This is a genomic window from Streptomyces sp. NPDC017676, assembly GCF_044329325.1.
In the GTDB taxonomy this organism is placed as follows: Bacteria; Actinomycetota; Actinomycetes; order Streptomycetales; family Streptomycetaceae; genus Streptomyces.
Genome location: NZ_JBIRJA010000008.1, coordinates 159,612 through 176,245 on the forward strand (window position 1 = coordinate 159,612; position 16,634 = coordinate 176,245).

Sequence of the window (16,634 nt, forward strand, 5' to 3'; positions counted from 1 at the left end):
CTCACCAGGTCACCGGCAGGCACTCGGGCCCCCGGATCAACGCGCCCTTCACGAAGGGGACCTGATCCGGCGGTACGGCCAGTCTGAGGCCCGGTACCCGGTCCAGCAGGGCGTTCATCAGCAGTTCCTCCTCCAGCCGGGCCAGCATGCCGCCCGGGCAGTAGTGCGGGCCGAAACCGAACGCCACATGCGGGTTCGGACGGCGGGAGAAGTCGACGGTGTCCGGCGCGGGGAAGACGTCCGGGTCCCGGTTGGCGGCCAGGTAGGAGACGTACACCGGGTCGCCCGCGCGGATGCGGACGCCCGCGATCTCCACGTCCTCCAGGGCGATCCGGGACAGTCCGACCGCGTTGCGGTGCGGGATGTAGCGCAGGAGTTCGTCGATCGCCCGGGGGCGGATCGCAGGCTCCGCGCGCAGCCGCGCCGTCAGACCGGGACGGGTCAGCAGCAGGTAGAACATCTGCCCGCTGTTGGCGGTGACCGCCTCGCCGCCGATCTGGAGGAGCACGGCGAGGCCCACGGCCTGCTCCAGGGTGATCTCCCGGCGGCCCACGGCGGCACCGAGCAGCGAGGTGACGTCCTCGCCCGCGCTGTCCCGGCGCAGCGCGATCAGGTCGGCGAAGTACGAGCTCATCTCCCGCTTGGCCCGCTCGCTGACCTCCCTGCCGTGCGCGGCGGACAGGATCAGCTGCGTCCAGGTGTGCATGCCGTGCCGGTCGCCGGCCGGCACGCCCATCAGCTCGCAGATCACCGCGATCGGGAACGGGCCGAGGACCGACGCCGTGAGATCCGCGGGCGGGCCGGCCCCGAGCAGGTCGTCCACCATCTCGTCCAGGACGGCGCGCGCCCGGTCGCGGACCCGCTCCACACCCTTCGCCGTGAAGGCGGCGGCGACCGAGCGGCGCAGCCGGGTGTGGTCGGGCGGGTCGAGGAAGCCGACCGCGCCCGGCTCGGGGATGAAGTGCGGGGCGAGCCGGGTGACCGGCTTGTCGACGACCGCCTCCCGGCTGAAGCGGGGGTCGTTGGCCACCATGCGTACGTCGTCGTAGCGGGTGACCAGCCAGGCCCAGCCCTCGCCGTTGGGTAGCTGGACGCGGGAGATGGGGCTCTCGGCCATCAGCTCGGCCAGCACCGGGTCGAAGTCGGTGCCCGTGAGGTCGAGCGCCGGCCAGTGCCGGATCGGGGGCATGACCTCGACGCCGGTGCGCGTCGCCTCCTCGATCATCGGGCGTCGCCGTCCGCGGTGACCCAGCGGCCCACCGACATCTCGGCGGTGATGCCGGGACCGAAGCCGGCGAGCAGTCCGCGTGCCCGGTCTTGGGCACCGCCCTCGTCGAACAGCCGGCGCAGCGCGTCCAGGACGACGGCGCTGGCGATGTTGCCGTACTCGGTGAGCGTGGACCGGCTGAACCGGAAGGCGTGCGGGTCGACCTCCAGGAACTTGCTGAGGTCGTCGAGTATTCGGGGTCCGCCCGCGTGGATGATGTAGAAGTCCAGGTCGGACGCGTCCCAGCCGTGGTCGCCGGCCAGGTCCTTGAGCGCCGGGGCGAGCGGCTCCATGGTCGTGGGCACCCGCTTGTCCAGCAGGAAGTGGAAGCCGGTGGCCCGGACGTCGTAGGCGATCCAGTCCTCGGTCTTCGGGATGAGGTAGGAGCCGTTGCGCTCCAGGCGGACGCCCGTTCCGCCGCGCCCGCGGACCACGGCGGCGGCGATGCCGTCACCGAACAGGCCGTTGGAGAGCAGCGAGCCGACACCGAGGTCGGTGGGCTGGTAGCACAGCGAGCAGAACTCGCAGGCCACGATGAGCGCGTTGGCGTGCGGGTAGGCCGAGCAGAAGTCGTGCGCCCGGTTGATGGCCGCGCCGCCGGCCGCGCAGCCGAGCTGGGCGATGGGGAGCTGGCGGGTGGTGCTGTCGAAGTCCATCTCGTTGATCAGCCAGGCCGTGAGCGAGGGCATCATGAAGCCCGTGCACGAGACGTAGATGATCACGTCGATGTCGCTGGTGAGCAGCTCCGCGTCGTCCAGCGCCTGCTGGATCACGGCGGGGACGCGGGCCTTGGCCTCGGCCTCGTAGAGCTTGTTGCGCTCCTCGAAGCCCGGGTGCTTCAGGGTCTCCTCGATGGGCTGCACGATGTGCCGTGTCTTGACGCCGGTGTTCTCGATCAGCCTGAGGGCCAGTGGCAGTTGGGGGTGGTCCGCGTGGCGCGAGCGCGCCAGCTCCAGCGTCTCCTCCATCGTGATCACGTGCTCCGGGACCGACACCGAGGGCTTGCACAAAGTCGCCATGAACCGTCCCTGCTTTCCGCTCTCCGGGGTCCTTCGCCCACCGGCGAGAAGGTGGGTTCACCTTGTGGGTGCTACACCCACCGTCACCCGGGAGGACGACGATCTCGCGCTGGGTTACTCCGAATCGGGGACCCGGGGGTCAGGCTCGCAGGGCGATATATGCGGCCGGACGAGGGAAAACACGGGTACGGCAGTTAACAAGAGGGACGGTTGTGACGACAGCCGCGCGGGGCTCTCACCCCTCGCACGGCTGCCACGCGCGGACGGCTGCCACGGGCAACGGCTGCCACGCCCGTACGGCTGTCGCGCGCGTACGGACGTCACACGGGTACGGCTGTCAGGGCGCCCCGCTGCTGTGGGCGATGCACGCCACGTCGATACGGTCCGCCAGCTTCGCCAGTTCGATGGTCAGCGCGGCGACCGTGTCCTCGTCCAGCCCCTGCTCCCCGGCCTCGACAAGGTGCAGCCACCGCGCCCCCACGGTCCGCAACAACTTACTCACGTCCACCGCGGCCACCTGCAAGGTCCCGCGGTCGTCGACGATCAGAGGCAGGGTCACTTCGCGGTTCACAAACGGGATGGTAGCCGCGCGGCGCTCACGCACCCTGCCAAACCGTGGTGATGTTGCAGAACTCCCGGATTCCGTGCCCGGACAGCTCACGCCCGTACCCCGACCGCTTCACACCACCGAACGGGAACGCCGGGTGGGAGGCGGTCATCCCGTTGACGTACACGGCGCCGGCCTCCAGGTCGCGCGCGAACCGCTCCACCTCGTTCTCGTCCCGCGTCCAGACGTTCGAACTCAGTCCGAAGGGGCTGTCGTTGGCGATCAGCACGGCCTCGTCCAGGTCGCCCGCGCGGTACAGCGTGGCCACCGGCCCGAACGCCTCCTCGCGGTGGATGCGCATCTCCCGGGTGATGCCGGTGAGGACCGTCGGCGGGTAGTACCAGCCGGGCCCGTCCGGCCGCTGCCCGCCGCACCGCACCTCGGCACCGCTCCGCCGGGCGTCGTCGACGAGCTCCTCCAGGTCGTTCCTGCCCCGCTCGCTGGCGAGCGGCCCGATCTCGGTGTCCTCCGCCAGCGGGTCACCGATCTTGAGGGCCTCCATGCCCGCGACGAACTTCTCGGCGAACGCGTCGTAGACGTCGGTGTGCACGATGAACCGCTTGGCGGCGATGCACGACTGCCCGTTGTTCTGCACGCGGGCGGTGACCGCGACCTCGGCCGCGCGGTCCAGGTCGGCGGAGGGCATCACGATGTAGGGGTCGCTGCCGCCGAGCTCCAGCACCGTCTTCTTGATCATCTCCCCGGCGGTGGAGGCGACCGCCCGGCCCGCGGGTTCGCTGCCGGTCAGGGTGGCCGCCTTCACGCGCTCGTCGCGCAGGATGTCGTCCACCGCGGCCGAGCCGATCAGCAGCGTCTGGAAGCAGCCCGCGGGGAAGCCCGCCCGGTGGAACAGGTCCTCCAGGTACAGCGCCGTCTGCGGGACGTTGGAGGCGTGCTTGAGCAGGCCCACGTTGCCCGCCATGAGCGCGGGCGCCGCGAAGCGGACGACCTGCCACAGGGGGAAGTTCCAGGGCATCACCGCGAGCACCGGGCCGAGCGGCCGGTAGCGGACCCGCACCCGGGAGGCGCCGGAGTCCGTCACGTCCGACTCGGCCGGTTCCTCGTCGGCCAGCAGCCCCTCGGCGCGTTCCGCGTACCAGCGCATCGCCTTGGCGCACTTCGCGGCCTCCGCGCGGGCCTGCTTCACCGGCTTGCCCATCTCGGTGGTCATGATCCGGCCGATCTCCCGCTGGTCCTCGTCCAGCAGGTCGGCGGCCTTGTTCAGCAGTCGGGCGCGGTCGGCGAAGGAGGTCGTCCGGTACGTGCGGAAGGTGGCCTCGGCGAGTTCGAGCCGGCGCTCCAGCTCGTCCTCGTCCATGGGCTCGTACGTCTTGAGCGTCTCGCCGTTCGCCGGGTTCACCGTCGCGATGGGCATGGCTGACCTCCCTGGGAGCGGGCTTGTCTCGACCTTCGCGCGCGGCCCCGCAAGTCGCAACGCGACAGGCCCCTCGGGCTTCCCCCGGTCGCCGCAGGGGGCGGCTACCGGTCCGAGTGCTCCGCCAGCCGGTCGAGAAACGCGGCCTGCGCCGTGACGATCACCTCACGGGCCCGGTCCACACCGAGCCACGCCACCCGGTCCAGCTCCGGGAACTCCTGCCGCCGCCCCGACCGCGGCGGCCACTCCATCGTGAAGGTCCCCGGGGTGATCGTCTCCGGGTCCAGGTCCGCCGCCACCGCCCACGCCGTGACGATCTTGCCGTTGCGCTGCACCACCTCGCCCAGCGGTACGGCCTCCCCGTCGGGCGGCGCCACCCCCAGCTCCTCCTGGAACTCCCGCCGGGCCGCCTCCCAGGCCGGCTCCGCCGGGTCGTACTCGCCCTTGGGCACGGTCCAGGCGCCCACGTCCTTCTTGGCCCACAGCGGCCCGCCCATATGGCCGAGCAATACCTCCAGCCCCTGGTCGGTGTGCCGGAACAGCAGCAGTCCCGCGCTGCGCTTCGTCGTCCGTACCGTCACGGCGAGACCTCCGGGTGGGCTGCCAACAGGGCCTCCACGGTATCGGCCTCCTCGGGGCGCTTGTCCTCGCGGTAGCGGACCACGCGGGCGAAGCGGAGGGTGACACCGGCCGGGTAGCGGGTGGAGCGCTGGAGGCCGTCGTAGGCGATCTCCACGACGAGTTCGGGGCGGACCCGGACCACCCAGCCGTCGTCCTCGACCGCCAGTTCCCGGAGGCGCTCGGTCTGCCAGGCGAGCATCGCGTCGGTCATGCCCTTGAAGGTCTTGCCGAGCATGGCGAAGCCGCCGTCCGGGGTGCGGGCGCCGAGGTGGAGGTTGGACAGCTTGCCGGTGCGCCGGCCGTGGCCCCACTCGGCGGCCAGCACCACCAGGTCGAGGGTGTGCACGGGCTTGACCTTGAGCCAGGCGGCGCCGCGCCGGCCCGCGCTGTAGGGCGCGTCGAGCGCCTTGACCACGACGCCCTCGTGGCCGCGGGCCAGGGTCTCGGCGAGGAACCGTTCCGCGTCCGGGGTGTCCTCGGGGCCCGAGGCCACCGTGCGCCGGACCCGCATAGGCTCGGGCACCAGCCGGGCCAGCTCCGTGTGCCGCTCGGTGAAGGGCAGGTCGAGCAGGTCACGGCCGTCGACGGAGAGGGCGTCGAAGAAGACGGGGGAGACCGGGGTCTCCTCGGCCGCCCTCGCCACGTCCGTGCGCGAGCCGACCCGGCCCGCCGTCTCCTGGAAGGACCGGGGCCGGCCCGCCGCGTCGAAGGAGATCACCTCGCCGTCCAGGATGAACCGCTCGCCCGGCAACTCCAGCGCGACGGCCGTCACTTCGGGCAGCCGGTCGGTGATGTCGTCCAGGGTGCGGGTGTGGATCCGGACCGTGTCGCCGTCCCGGTGGACCTGGACCCGGATGCCGTCCAGCTTCTCCTCCACCGCGCACGCGCCCAGCTTCTCCACCGCCTCCGCGACCGAGGACGCGCTGTGCGCCAGCATCGGCAGCACCGGCCGGCCGACCGTGAGCCGGAACCGGTCGAGCGATCCGGGCCCCTCTCCGAGCAGGGCCTGCGCCACCGTCTGCAACGACCCCGCCAGCATCACGGCCCGCCGCACGTCCGCCGGGTCCGCGCCGGTCGCCCGGGCCAGCCCCTCCACCGCGACCGCGTCCAGCGCGCCCTGCCGCACCTCGCCGGTGAGCAGGCCGCGCAGGAAGCGCTGCTCCTCCTCGGTGGCCGCGCCCATCAGCTCCCCGACGATCCGCGTCCGCCCGGCCTGGGAGCCGGGCCCGGACACCCTGCCCAGCTCGGTGAGCCGGGCGTCGACCTCCCGCACGGTGAGGGAGGGCTCGGCGGCGGGCGGGACCGGCCGGCCCAGCACCTTCCAGCCGACGCCGAGCCGGCCCTGCGGCAGCCGGCCCGCGAGATAGGGGATGACGATCGGCACGTCGTCCGCCTCAGCGTCCCGGAACAGCTCCGCGAGCAGCGCGATCTTCCGGGACCGCGCCGCTGTCGCGGCGACCTCCCGGGACACCTGGGCCAACCGGGTCAGCAGCATGCAGTCATCGTGCCTCAGCGCCCTGCGGGGTGCGCGGTGCCGGTGCGTGGCGCTCTGCCGGGTGCGCGGTCCATGCGCTGCGGTGCGATCTTCGGGTGCGTCATGGCGGGTCGCACCCGCAAGGCGGCAGCCGCACATCGGACACGGCCCCGCGCCCTTACAGGGCGCCTGCGTCCAGGTCGGCCATCAGGAGCTCCGCGTTGATCGCCGCTCCCGCCCGGTAACCCCTGCTCGCCGCGTTGATCACCTGCTCCGCGAAGCCGCTCGCGTTGCCTGCCGCCCACAGGCCGGGCACGGTGGTCAGGCCCCGTTCGTCGATCACCGGGTAGCTGCCGAACGGGGTCTCGCGCAGCTCGGCGCCCAGCCTGATCAGCAGGTCGTTGTGGGGGACGGCGCGCGGGGCGGCGTACAGGACCTCGCGGTCGTGGACCGTGCCGTCGGCCAGGCGGACGCCGGTGAGGCGGTCGCCGTCGGTCACGAGTCCGGCCACCTCGCCGGGTACGACCGTGACCCCGGCGGTGGCCAGCCGGCGCAGGTCCTGGTCCGTCAGCTCGGCCTCGTCCACCTCGTGCAGGAAGAGCCGCACGTCCTTGGACCACTGGGTGACCATGAGCGCCTGGTGCACGCTCAGCGGTGAGGTGGCGAGGACACCGGTCGGCAGGTCGCGCACCTCCCAGCCGTGGCAGTACGGGCAGTGGACCACGTCCCGGCCGAACCGCTCGGCGAGCCCGGGCACCGGCGGCAGCTCGTCCGTCAGGCCGGTCGCGATCACCAGTTGCCGGGCCCGCACGGTCCGGCCGCCCGCGAGGACGGCGGTGAAGTCTCCCTCCCGGGACACGTCCACCACCCGGTCCCGGACCAGTTCCACCCCGTACCGGGCGATCTCCTCGCGCCCGACGGCCAGGAACTCGGCCGGGGACATGCCGTCCCGGGACAGGTACCCCTGCATGTGCGCGGACGGCGCGTTGCGCGGCTCGCCCGCGTCGACGACCAGCGTGCGGCGCCGGGACCGGCCCAGCACCAGCGCGGCGGACAGGCCGGCGGCCCCGCCGCCGACGACGACGACTTCGTACGCGTTGTTCTCGGTCATGAGGTGACGGTCGCCCGGTGGCCGCGGGATTGACAAACGGATTTGCCGTTCCTGCAATAGGGACCATGAGCACAGAGGACGTACTGGCGGACGTGGGCCCCAGGCTGCGCCGCATCCGCAAGGAGCGGGAGGTGACCCTGGCCGCGCTGTCCGAGGCCACCGGCATCTCCGTGAGCACCCTCTCCCGGCTGGAGTCCGGCCTGCGCAAGCCCAGCCTCGAATTGCTGCTGCCGATCGCCCAGGCCCACCAGGTGCCGCTGGACGAGCTGGTCGGAGCGCCGCCGGTGGGGGACCCGCGGGTGCGGTCCAAGCCGATCGTCCGGGGTGGGCGCACCCACTGGCCGCTGACCCGCCAGCCCGGCGGGCTCCAGGCATTCAAGGTCCTCGAACCCCGGCGCAGCCAGGAGCCCGACCCCCGGACCCACGAGGGCTACGAATGGCTGTACGTCCTCTCGGGCCGGCTCCGCCTGGTCCTCGGCGAGCACGACGTCGTGCTGTCCGCGGGCGAGGCGGCCGAGTTCGACACACGGGTGCCGCACTGGTTCGGGTCGACGGGGGAGGGGCCGGTGGAGTTCCTGAGTCTGTTCGGGCCGCAGGGGGAGCGGATGCACGTACGGGCGCGGCCCGCCCGCACGTGACCCACGCGACTGTTCCCTGATCGGCAAGCGACCGCTTAGTATGCCGTCGGACCCGGTCAGACGAAGCAGTCCCGTGGAGGCCCCGCATGCAGGCATGGCAAGTGCACGAGAACGGCGAGCCGAGCGAGGTGATGCGCCTCCATGACGTCGAGCGGCCCACGCCCGGCGACGGCCAGGTGCTGCTGCGGGTGCGCGCCGCCAACGTCAACTTCCCGGACGCGCTGCTGTGCCGCGGCCAGTACCAGGTGCGTCCGCCGCTGCCCTTCACCCCCGGCGTGGAGATCTGCGGCGAGACCGAGGACGGCCGCCGGGTGATCGCCAACCCCGCGCTGCCCCACGGCGGCTTCGCCGAGTACGCCCTCGCCGACGCCCGCGCCCTGCTTCCCGCGCCCGAGTCGCTGGACGACGCCGAGGCGGCCGCCCTGCACATCGGCTACCAGACCGGCTGGTTCGGCCTGCACCGCCGCGCCCGCCTGGAAGCCGGGGAGACCCTGCTGGTGCACGCCGCCGCCGGGGGCGTGGGCAGCGCCGCCGTGCAGCTGGGCAAGGCGGCCGGTGCCACGGTGATCGGTGTCGTGGGCGGCGCGGACAAGGCCGCCGTCGCCCGCGAGCTGGGCTGTGACGTGGTGGTCGACCGGCGCTCCGAGGACGTCGTCGCCGCCGTGAAGGAGGCCACCGGCGGCCGGGGCGCCGACGTGATCTACGACCCCGTCGGCGGCGAGGCCTACGCCCAGTCCGCCAAGCTGGTCGCCTTCGAGGGCCGGATCGTCGTCGTCGGCTTCGCGAGCGGCACCATCCCCAGCCCCGCCCTCAACCACGCCCTGGTGAAGAACTACTCGATCGTCGGCCTGCACTGGGGCCTGTACAACACCAAGAACCCCAAGCTGGTCCAGCGCTGCCACGAGGAACTGACCGAGCTGGCCGCCCGGGGCGCGATCAAGCCGCTGGTCAGTGAGCGGGTGCCGCTCGCCGAGGCGGCCGGTGCCGTGCAGCGGGTCGCCGACGGGGTGACCACGGGCCGGATCGCCGTCGTGCTGGAGAACGGAGCCGTCGCATGACCGACGCCGAAGAACTGCGCCGCCGTACCCGGGAGCTGCTCGCGCAGCACCCGCCCGCGAGCACCGACCGCCTGGACTTCCTCCGGGCCCGCTTCGACGCCGGCCTCGCCTGGGTGCACTATCCGGAGGGCCTCGGCGGACTGGGCGCCCCGCGCACCCTCCAGGGTGTCGTGGACGCCGAGCTGGCGGCGGCCGGCGCACCCGACAACGACCCCCGGCGCATCGGCATCGGCCTCGGCATGGCCGCGCCGACGATCCTGAAGTACGGCACCGAGGAGCAGAAGCGCCGCTATCTGCGCCCCTTGTGGACCGGCGAGGAGGTCTGGTGCCAGCTCTTCAGCGAGCCCGGCGCCGGCTCCGACCTGGCCGCGCTCGGCACCCGGGCGGTCCGTGAGGGCGACCGCTGGGTGGTCAACGGGCAGAAGGTGTGGACGTCCAGCGCGCACCTCGCCCGCTGGGCCATCCTCATCGCCCGCACCGACCCGGACGTGCCCAAGCACCAGGGCATCACCTACTTCGTCTGCGACATGACCGACCCGGGCGTCGAGGTCCGGCCGCTGCGCCAGATCACCGGCGAGGCCGAGTTCAACGAGGTCTTCCTCACCGACGTCCGCATCCCCGACGACCGCCGCCTCGGCGAGATCGGCGACGGCTGGCGGGTCGCCCAGACCACGCTGATGAACGAGCGCGTCTCCATCGGCGGCATGGCCCTGCCCCGCGAGGGCGGCATGATCGGCCCGGTCGCGAAGACCTGGCGGGAGCGCCCCGAACTGCGCACCCACGACCTGCACCAGCGCCTGCTGAAGCTCTGGGTCGAGGCCGAGGTCGCCCGGTTCACCGGCGAACGCCTGCGCCAGCAGCTCGTCGCCGGCCAGCCCGGTCCCGAGGGCTCCGGCATGAAGCTCGCCTTCGCCCGCCTCAACCAGGAGATCAGCGGCCTGGAGGTCGAACTCCGCGGCGCCGAGGGCCTGCTGTACGACGACTGGACCATGCGCCGCCCCGAGCTGGTCGACTTCACCGGCCGGGACGCCGGCTACCGCTATCTGCGCTCCAAGGGCAACAGCATCGAGGGCGGGACCAGCGAGGTCCTGCTGAACATCGTCGCCGAGCGCGTCCTGGGCCTGCCCGCCGAGCCGCGCACCGACAAGGACGTCGCCTGGAAGGACCTCGCCCGATGACCGACCTGCTGTACTCCGAGGAGGAAGAGGCGCTGCGGGCCGCCGTCCGCGACCTGCTCACGGATCACTGCGCACCGGCCGACGTGATCACCCGCGCCGAGTCGGACACCCCGCACGACCGCGCCCTGTGGAAGCTGCTCGCCGACGGCATGGGCCTGGCCGGTCTCCTGGTCCCCGAGGAGCGGAGCGGCCAGGGCGCCTCCGCGCGCGAGGTCGCCGTCGTGCTGGAGGAGCTGGGGCGGGCGGTGGCTCCCGTGCCGTACCTCACCAGTGCGGTCGTGGCCACCGAGGCCCTGCTCGCCTGCGACGACGCCGAGCTGCTGGGACAGCTGGCCTCCGGACGCACCATCGGCGCCCTCGCGGTCGGCCTGCACACGGCTCCGGGCGCCGGCGCCCCGGCCGTACGCGTGGAGAACGGCACCCTGCACGGCGAGCTGACGGGGATCGCGGACGCCGCCGTCGCCGACGTCCTGCTCGTCCCGGCCGACGACGGCGGCCTGTACGCCGTCGCCGCCGACGCCGTGACGGTCACCCCGCAGGTCTCCCTGGACCTGACCCGCCCCCTCGCGGCCGTACGGCTGGAGGGCGCACCCGGCCGCCGGGTCGGCGCCGCCGAACCCGCCGTACGCCGTGCCCTGCGCGCCGCCGCCGGACTGCTCGCCTCCGAGCAACTGGGCGCGGCCGACTGGGCGTTGACGGAAACCGTGCGGTACCTGAAGGAGCGCAAGCAGTTCAACCGGCCGGTCGGCGGGTTCCAGGCGCTCAAGCACCGGCTCGCCCAGCTGTGGCTGGAGGTCGTGCACCTGCGGGCCGCCGCCCGTGCCGCCGCCGACGCGCTCGCCACCGGCGAGGACGTGGAGGTGTCGGTCGCCGTCGCACAGGCGTACGCGGCGCCCGTCGCCGTCCGTGTCACCGAGGAGGCGCTGCAGCTCCACGGCGGGATCGGGATGACCTGGGAGCACCCGGTCCACCTGTATCTGAAGCGGGCCAAGGCGGACTCGATCGCGTACGGCACGGCGGGCGCCCACCGCGAGGCGCTGGCCGCGCTGGTCGACCTCCGGGCACCCCTCCAGACACCCTGACACACCCACGGTGAAGCCCGCCCCACCCGGGGCGGGCTTTTTCGTGCGCGCGCACCGGCGAAGTGAACAGAGCGCCAACTCCCGGTACGAGCAGGCCCCTTCGGTGGCGAGTGCACGCATACTCTCCCCGGTCCCCATCACCCCCAGGGAGGCAGTGCATGGCCCTCACCACCCGTCGCAGAGCCCTCACCACCCTCGGCGCCGCCCTCGCGGGCACGCTCGCCCTGCCCGCCGGCTCCGCGCTGGCCGGTGAACGGACGCGTCACCCGCGCCCGTTGCGGCACGCCCACGCCCACAACGACTACGAGCACCCGCGCCCCCTGTTCGACGCCCTCGACCACCGGTTCGGCAGCGTCGAAGCCGACATCTTCCTCGTCGGCGACCAGCTCCTCGTCGGCCACGAGGCGTCCGACCTCGACCCGTCCCGCACCCTCGAATCCCTCTACCTGGAACCGCTCGCCGCCCGGGTCAAGACCAACCACGGCCACGTCCACCGGGGTTCGCGCCGGCCGCTCCAGCTCCTCATCGACATCAAGACCGAGGGCTCCGCCACGTACCTCGAACTCGACCGCCACCTGCGTCGCTACCCGCACCTGTTCACCCGCTACGCGCACGGTCGCGTCCACGCCGGGCCGGTCACCGCGGTCATCTCCGGCGACCGGGCGGCCCGTACCCCGATGGAGGCGCAGACCGAGCGCCGCGCCTTCTACGACGGCCGCCTCACCGACCTCGGCGGCCCCGCCCCGGCCTCCTTCATCGCGCTGATCAGCGACAACTGGACGCAGTACTTCACCTGGACGGGCGTCGGGGCGTTCCCGGACGCCGAGCGGCAGAAGCTGCGGAGCATCACCGGCGCCGCCCACGCGCGCGGGCAGCAGGTCCGGTTCTGGGCCACCCCCGACACCGCGGGCCCCGCCCGGGACGCGCTGTGGACGGAGCTGCTCGCCGCCGGGGTCGACTACCTCAACACCGACGACCTCGCCGGCCTGGAAGCCTTCCTCGACGCCCAGCCCTCCGAGTAAGACCACACGATCGGAGGACACGTCAGCAGCCCGGACGAACCCTCCGTTACGCCACACTTGCGGCCGAACGCCGCACACGGGGCGTGGCGGAGGAGGGTTCCCGATGGTCATCTCCATCTCTGTGGTGCTGCTGCTTCTGGTCCTGGCCGTGATCTTCATTCGCAACTGCTCGCTGAAGATCTCGCACGCCCTGGTCTGCCTGCTGCTCGGCTTCTACCTGGCCTGCACGAGCATGGCACCCACCATCCAGAGCGGGCTCACCGCGACCGCCGACCTGGTGAGCGGCCTGCGGCCCTGAGTCTCCCGGCGCCAGCCGGTGGAGTACCCGCCTCAGTCGGTGGAGTACCGGCCTCAGCCGGTGGAGAAGACGCCGATGCCGTTGGGCACCGGGCGTTCCGCGCCGCCGCTGGGGTGGTTGCGCACCGTCACGGCGGCGTCGTCCGCGTCGCGGGCGACCAGCTCCGTCGAGCCTCCGCCGTCGAGGTTGAAGGCGGCGGTGGCCCCCAGCGAGCGCATGGTCTGCGCCTCCTCGGCGACGGTCAACCCGCTGCGGTAGTTCGCCGAGCCGTCCAGCGCCAGCAGCAGCATCTGCTGCCCGCCACCCTTGTACCCGACGACCGTCCGCACCGCCGACGTGCTGTCGTCCAGGCCGGACAGCGGGCTGCCGTCGCGCAGGACCGGGAAGCCGCCGATCGCGAACGCGTACGGCACCCCGGACGAGGACGCCACCAACGTGTGCGTCACGTCCACCGGGTCACCGACCGACAGCTTGCGCAGCCGCCGCGCGCCCTCCTCGCGCCCCAGCAGGACCGTGGTGCCCGCCGGGATCGAGCCGCTGCCCGGGGCGTCGGTGGCGGAGACCACCCGGCCCCCGCGCACCTTCACCTCGTACGTGTCGTCGCTGCACGGCGCCGCACGCCGGGCGTCCGTGCCGCACACGGCCCGCACCCGGGAGGCGCTGCCCCAGCGCGCGGTGAAGGCACCGACCGAATCCACCGGCAGCGCGTACTGGTTGAGGCCCTTCAGCGGCAACTGCCCCTGCGGCGTGCCGACCGAGCCGGACAGGGAGAGGCGGTCCAGGCGGGCTCGCCGGTCGGTGCCCACGCCGAACACGTCCCGGGTGGTCGTGCCCGCGGGCAGTGCGGGTCCGAACCGCTGGCCCTCGGGCACCGCCGCCTTGAGCACCTGCCCGTCGGCCACGGCCGGTCCGACGGCCGCGCCTGTGGCCTGCACGCCCGGGTGCTGCGTCTCGGTGATGTTGAAGAAGTCGCCGTTCACCCCGGCGACCGCGCCGGCCGAGTCCGCCAGCCGGGAGACGGTCGCGCGGGCCGCCACCGCGCCCGGGTACAACAGGCCGACGTGGACGTGCGGGTTGGCCAGGTCCACCGTGAGCAGATGCGCGCGGGCCTTTCCCGCCGCCGCGTCGATGTCGAACTGCCGGTAGGTGACGCCCGGCGCGAGCCGCGTGCCGGCCGGCGCGGCGCCGGCCGGTGCCGCCCCCGCCAGGGCCGCACCGGCCAGCACACCGAACGCCGTGACAATCGTGAGAACCGCTCTGCCCGCCGCCGAACGCCTGCGAGGTCTCGTCACCGTGCCCCCTGATGTCTCGTCAACTGTCCTCACCGCAGGGGCAGTGCACCAGACTCGGGCGGCCGGTGGGCCGACTAGGCGTCGACGACGCGAGAACGGGTGAGAAAACGCACCCCCTCGGGTGCTTCCAGGGAGAAGCCGCTGCCTCGCCCCGGCACGACGTCCACGATCAGCCGCGTGTGGCTCCAGGCCTCGTACTGGCTGCGCGACATCCAGAACGTGACGGGCTCCGGCACGCCGTCCACCGTCAGTTCGGCCAGCAGCACGTCCGAGCCGCCGGTACGGAACTCGCCGTCCGGATAGCACATCGGGGCGCTGCCGTCGCAGCAGCCACCGGACTGGTGGAACATCAGCGGGCCGTGCTCGGCGTGCAGGCGGCGCACCAGCTCCGCGGCCTGCGGGGTCAGCGCGACGCGCGGGATCTCCTCTTCCATGTCACCGTCCTGGACAGCGGGGGCGTCGGATCGTCGGCTCCAGTCTCACGGATGGTCACGAACCCGTCCAGAACGCCGAGTCGTCCCACCGCATCCGGTCTCGCAGCGAGCTGGGACCATGGACGCATGCGCCCTGCCTTCCCGAGCCCGCCCGAGCCCCGCTTCGTCCCCACCGGTGAACACCCGTTGTGGGACGAGGCACTGGCGACGGTCAACCGGGACCTCGCGGTCACCCTGCCCGGGCAGCTCCCGCTGCGCCTCATCGCGTACCCGGCGGACGCACACGAGGACGAACAGGTCTACGTCGCACTGGCCGACGGCAACGCGCACGGCAACTCCCTGGAGCCGGCCGGCTCCGCCGACTGGGCGCTGTGGGCCATCGCCGAGGCCGCCCAGGACACGATCATGGGGTGCCTGTGGCAGGCGTGGCCGGTCTGCACGCTCCACGGCCTCGGGATGCACATGGAGGAGGAGTCCGGCCGCCCGGTCTGGAGCTGCGCCGGCGGCGGCCGGTCGGGCGATCCGGCCCATGTACGCGCGGCGGTGGGAGAACTGGACACGGTGCACCGGCCGAACCGGAAGCGTCGTAAGGACGGCAGGGGGCGTTAGGACGGCGACGCTGTTGCGATCATCTCCGGATGCGAGAGATCGATGAGCTGGTCCAAGTGGCCGATCCGGCCTGGCCGGAGCTTGAGCAGGCGTTCGCCGGCAGTGCCGTACCCGTCCGTGTGCTGCCCGCCGACCCCGACGAGGTCCGCCGCTGTCTCCTCCAGTTGCAGGTGACGGCGAGGTCGGCGCTCGGTGCGCTGACCCTGCACTGCGGCGGGCTGGTCGTGGACGACGGCTGGCTGCGGGTGTACGGCGCGGGCAGCGCCGACGCCTGCCGAGCCTCGGCCGCATCAATGGATTTCCCGAGGAGCCGGACCCGCACTGGCACCCGGCGGCCGGGCTCGTCGTCGGCCATGACGTGCTCGGCGGTGTCTTCTGCATCAACGGCCACGACCCGGCGGGCATCGGCCGCCCCGGAGCTCCGGGCCAGATGACCTGTTTCGCGCCCGACACCCTGGAGTGGGAGGCGCTGGAGATGGGCCACTCGGCGTGGATCGGCTGGCTGCTGGCCGGTGGGCCGGAGAGGTTCCACGCGGGGCTGCGCCGGCCGGGCTGGCGGGAGGAGGCGGCGGCCCTGGAGCTGTCCCAGGGCATCAATGTCGTCCCGTTCCTGTGGTCCAAGGAGGCGCACGAGGACCTCGCCGCCACCAGCAGACGGGCCGTGGCGCTCCGTGAAGTCGTGGGCGTGTCCGCCGACTTCGCCCGGCGACTGGGCCCGGCGGATCCGGGGTTCCTGGGCGAGCTGTGACATCTCGGCACGCCTCCGGCCCGTCGGCGGGGCCGGGCCCATGCTGCCCGGGACGGCGGGGCCGTTGCGGACATCCGGAGGGTGAGCCGTGGCGCGTTCAGCGCCTGGAGTCGCGCCGGTGCCGGCGGGCGCGCCGGGCCTCCGGCAGCAGCGGGAGCAGCGACAGGACGACGACCACGGCGACCATCGGCAGCAGATAGTCGTCGATGTGCGGAACGGACGCGCCCAGGGTGTACCCGGCGAGCACCAGCGCCTGCGACCACAGCACACCACCCACCGTCTGCCAGAGGGTGAAGGTCCGTGCCGGCACGCCCAGGGCCCCGGCCACCGGGTGCAGGACCGTCCGCAGCAGGGGCACGAACCGGCCGATCACCAGCGCCTTGCCGTAGCCGTAGCGGGCCAGGAGCCGCTCCGCCCGCGCCGCCGCGTCCTTCACCCGCCCGCTGCCCGTGCGCGCGAGCAGCGCCCGGCCGCCGTGCCGTCCGATCAGGTATCCCACCTGGCCGCCCGCCACCGCCCCGACGGCCGCGCACACCAGCACCTGCCACAGCGCCAGCCGCGGCGGCTGCTGGGCGCTGTCCGCGCACAGCACACCGGCCGGGAACAGCAGCGTGTCACCGGGCAGGAAGAAGCCGACGACCAGCAGACCCGACTCGGCGAAGACCACGGCCAGGACGCCCAGCGCACCGAAGGCGGCCAGCACCGAGGCGCTGTCCATCGGGTTGACGGCGATCACCGGCCACGCCTCCCGGCCTCCTCGGGAATTCCGTAATGCTCCCCAGCATCGCGTGCTCGGCGCAC

At 73.0% G+C, this 16,634-nt stretch carries 17 protein-coding genes and 1 pseudogene; 8 read left to right on the plus strand and 10 right to left on the minus strand.

Annotated features, from left to right (window positions below):
• Position 1: 1 nt before the first annotated feature.
• From ACH4LD_RS19145 to ACH4LD_RS19175, 7 genes are all read right to left on the minus strand, one after another.
• Positions 2-1,225 (minus strand): cytochrome P450, encoded by a 1,224-nt coding sequence (locus ACH4LD_RS19145; RefSeq protein WP_398056380.1) that lies wholly within the window; start codon positions 1,223-1,225, stop codon positions 2-4.
• Entirely contained in the window at positions 1,222-2,286 is a 1,065-nt protein-coding gene (locus tag ACH4LD_RS19150; protein ID WP_398056379.1) for a type III polyketide synthase, read from the minus strand. The genes ACH4LD_RS19145 and ACH4LD_RS19150 overlap by 4 nt, the downstream gene beginning before the upstream one ends.
• A 337-nt stretch (positions 2,287-2,623) precedes the next feature.
• Positions 2,624-2,857, minus strand: a complete 234-nt coding sequence (locus ACH4LD_RS19155; RefSeq protein WP_030655224.1) for a DUF6213 family protein — start codon at positions 2,855-2,857, stop codon at positions 2,624-2,626.
• A gap of 25 nt (positions 2,858-2,882) precedes the next feature.
• The gene (locus ACH4LD_RS19160; RefSeq protein WP_398056378.1) at positions 2,883-4,268 is read right to left on the minus strand and encodes an NADP-dependent succinic semialdehyde dehydrogenase; all 1,386 of its coding nucleotides are present in this window, start codon (positions 4,266-4,268) and stop codon (positions 2,883-2,885) included.
• A 104-nt stretch (positions 4,269-4,372) separates the two neighbouring features.
• Positions 4,373-4,849, minus strand: a complete 477-nt coding sequence (locus tag ACH4LD_RS19165; protein ID WP_398056377.1) for an NUDIX domain-containing protein — start codon at positions 4,847-4,849, stop codon at positions 4,373-4,375.
• Positions 4,846-6,384: an ATP-dependent DNA ligase gene (locus tag ACH4LD_RS19170; RefSeq protein WP_398056376.1), complete on the minus strand. Its 1,539-nt coding sequence runs from the start codon at positions 6,382-6,384 to the stop codon at positions 4,846-4,848. Before ACH4LD_RS19170 ends, ACH4LD_RS19165 begins: the two co-directional genes overlap by 4 nt.
• 157 nt (positions 6,385-6,541) lie before the next feature.
• A complete protein-coding gene (locus ACH4LD_RS19175) occupies positions 6,542-7,474 on the minus strand; it encodes an NAD(P)/FAD-dependent oxidoreductase (protein ID WP_398056375.1) in 933 nt (310 codons plus the stop codon).
• A 65-nt stretch (positions 7,475-7,539) separates the two neighbouring features.
• Here ACH4LD_RS19175 and ACH4LD_RS19180 point away from each other — a divergent pair, with 65 nt between their 5' ends.
• The 6 genes from ACH4LD_RS19180 to ACH4LD_RS19205 all read left to right on the plus strand — a co-directional run bounded on the left by ACH4LD_RS19180 (position 7,540) and on the right by ACH4LD_RS19205 (position 12,750).
• Positions 7,540-8,112 carry a helix-turn-helix domain-containing protein gene (locus ACH4LD_RS19180; RefSeq protein WP_103815682.1) on the plus strand — a complete coding sequence of 191 codons (573 nt, stop codon included), beginning with the start codon at positions 7,540-7,542 and terminating at the stop codon, positions 8,110-8,112.
• Positions 8,113-8,198: 86 nt separating this feature from the next.
• A complete protein-coding gene (locus tag ACH4LD_RS19185) occupies positions 8,199-9,170 on the plus strand; it encodes an NADPH:quinone oxidoreductase family protein (protein ID WP_398056374.1) in 972 nt (323 codons plus the stop codon).
• Entirely contained in the window at positions 9,167-10,348 is a 1,182-nt protein-coding gene (locus tag ACH4LD_RS19190; RefSeq protein ID WP_398056373.1) for an acyl-CoA dehydrogenase family protein, read from the plus strand. The genes ACH4LD_RS19185 and ACH4LD_RS19190 overlap by 4 nt, the downstream gene beginning before the upstream one ends.
• On the plus strand, positions 10,345-11,430 hold the full coding sequence (locus tag ACH4LD_RS19195) for an acyl-CoA dehydrogenase family protein (protein ID WP_398056372.1): 1,086 nt from the start codon (positions 10,345-10,347) through the stop codon (positions 11,428-11,430). Before ACH4LD_RS19190 ends, ACH4LD_RS19195 begins: the two co-directional genes overlap by 4 nt.
• Before the next feature lie 158 nt (positions 11,431-11,588).
• Entirely contained in the window at positions 11,589-12,452 is an 864-nt protein-coding gene (locus ACH4LD_RS19200; protein WP_398056371.1) for a phosphatidylinositol-specific phospholipase C/glycerophosphodiester phosphodiesterase family protein, read from the plus strand.
• Positions 12,453-12,555: 103 nt separating this feature from the next.
• The gene (locus ACH4LD_RS19205; RefSeq protein ID WP_103815686.1) at positions 12,556-12,750 is read left to right on the plus strand and encodes a hypothetical protein; all 195 of its coding nucleotides are present in this window, start codon (positions 12,556-12,558) and stop codon (positions 12,748-12,750) included.
• Between the two features lie 53 nt (positions 12,751-12,803).
• Here the strand turns inward: ACH4LD_RS19205 and ACH4LD_RS19210 are convergent, their stop codons facing one another.
• Together ACH4LD_RS19210 and ACH4LD_RS19215 are read right to left on the minus strand one after the other, a co-directional pair.
• Positions 12,804-13,976: a phosphodiester glycosidase family protein gene (locus ACH4LD_RS19210; RefSeq protein ID WP_398056370.1), complete on the minus strand. Its 1,173-nt coding sequence runs from the start codon at positions 13,974-13,976 to the stop codon at positions 12,804-12,806.
• 140 nt (positions 13,977-14,116) lie between these two features.
• A complete protein-coding gene (locus tag ACH4LD_RS19215; RefSeq protein ID WP_132788362.1) occupies positions 14,117-14,476 on the minus strand; it encodes a DUF779 domain-containing protein in 360 nt (119 codons plus the stop codon).
• 126 nt (positions 14,477-14,602) lie between these two features.
• Here ACH4LD_RS19215 and ACH4LD_RS19220 point away from each other — a divergent pair, with 126 nt between their 5' ends.
• Both ACH4LD_RS19220 and ACH4LD_RS19225 read left to right on the plus strand, forming a co-directional pair.
• The gene (locus tag ACH4LD_RS19220) at positions 14,603-15,085 is read left to right on the plus strand and encodes a hypothetical protein (RefSeq protein ID WP_398056369.1); all 483 of its coding nucleotides are present in this window, start codon (positions 14,603-14,605) and stop codon (positions 15,083-15,085) included.
• A 29-nt stretch (positions 15,086-15,114) separates the two neighbouring features.
• A pseudogene (locus ACH4LD_RS19225) lies at positions 15,115-15,833 on the plus strand (DUF2625 family protein).
• Positions 15,834-15,930: 97 nt separating this feature from the next.
• Here the strand turns inward: ACH4LD_RS19225 and ACH4LD_RS19230 are convergent.
• Positions 15,931-16,569 (minus strand): DedA family protein, encoded by a 639-nt coding sequence (locus ACH4LD_RS19230; RefSeq protein WP_398056368.1) that lies wholly within the window; start codon positions 16,567-16,569, stop codon positions 15,931-15,933.
• Between the last annotated feature and the right edge of the window lie 65 nt (positions 16,570-16,634).

Bases quoted from the DNA above. Each gene is read 5' to 3' on its own strand.
- ACH4LD_RS19145 (WP_398056380.1), bottom strand. From the start codon at position 1,225: ATGATCGAGGAGGCGACGCGCACCGGCGTCGAGGTCATGCCCCCGATC.
- ACH4LD_RS19150 (WP_398056379.1), bottom strand. From the start codon at position 2,286: ATGGCGACTTTGTGCAAGCCCTCGGTGTCGGTCCCGGAGCACGTGATC.
- ACH4LD_RS19160 (WP_398056378.1), bottom strand. From the start codon at position 4,268: ATGCCCATCGCGACGGTGAACCCGGCGAACGGCGAGACGCTCAAGACG.
- ACH4LD_RS19170 (WP_398056376.1), bottom strand. From the start codon at position 6,384: ATGCTGCTGACCCGGTTGGCCCAGGTGTCCCGGGAGGTCGCCGCGACA.
- ACH4LD_RS19175 (WP_398056375.1), bottom strand. From the start codon at position 7,474: ATGACCGAGAACAACGCGTACGAAGTCGTCGTCGTCGGCGGCGGGGCC.
- ACH4LD_RS19180 (WP_103815682.1), top strand. From the start codon at position 7,540: ATGAGCACAGAGGACGTACTGGCGGACGTGGGCCCCAGGCTGCGCCGC.
- ACH4LD_RS19185 (WP_398056374.1), top strand. From the start codon at position 8,199: ATGCAGGCATGGCAAGTGCACGAGAACGGCGAGCCGAGCGAGGTGATG.
- ACH4LD_RS19190 (WP_398056373.1), top strand. From the start codon at position 9,167: ATGACCGACGCCGAAGAACTGCGCCGCCGTACCCGGGAGCTGCTCGCG.
- ACH4LD_RS19195 (WP_398056372.1), top strand. From the start codon at position 10,345: ATGACCGACCTGCTGTACTCCGAGGAGGAAGAGGCGCTGCGGGCCGCC.
- ACH4LD_RS19200 (WP_398056371.1), top strand. From the start codon at position 11,589: ATGGCCCTCACCACCCGTCGCAGAGCCCTCACCACCCTCGGCGCCGCC.
- ACH4LD_RS19205 (WP_103815686.1), top strand. From the start codon at position 12,556: ATGGTCATCTCCATCTCTGTGGTGCTGCTGCTTCTGGTCCTGGCCGTG.
- ACH4LD_RS19215 (WP_132788362.1), bottom strand. From the start codon at position 14,476: ATGGAAGAGGAGATCCCGCGCGTCGCGCTGACCCCGCAGGCCGCGGAG.
- ACH4LD_RS19220 (WP_398056369.1), top strand. From the start codon at position 14,603: ATGCGCCCTGCCTTCCCGAGCCCGCCCGAGCCCCGCTTCGTCCCCACC.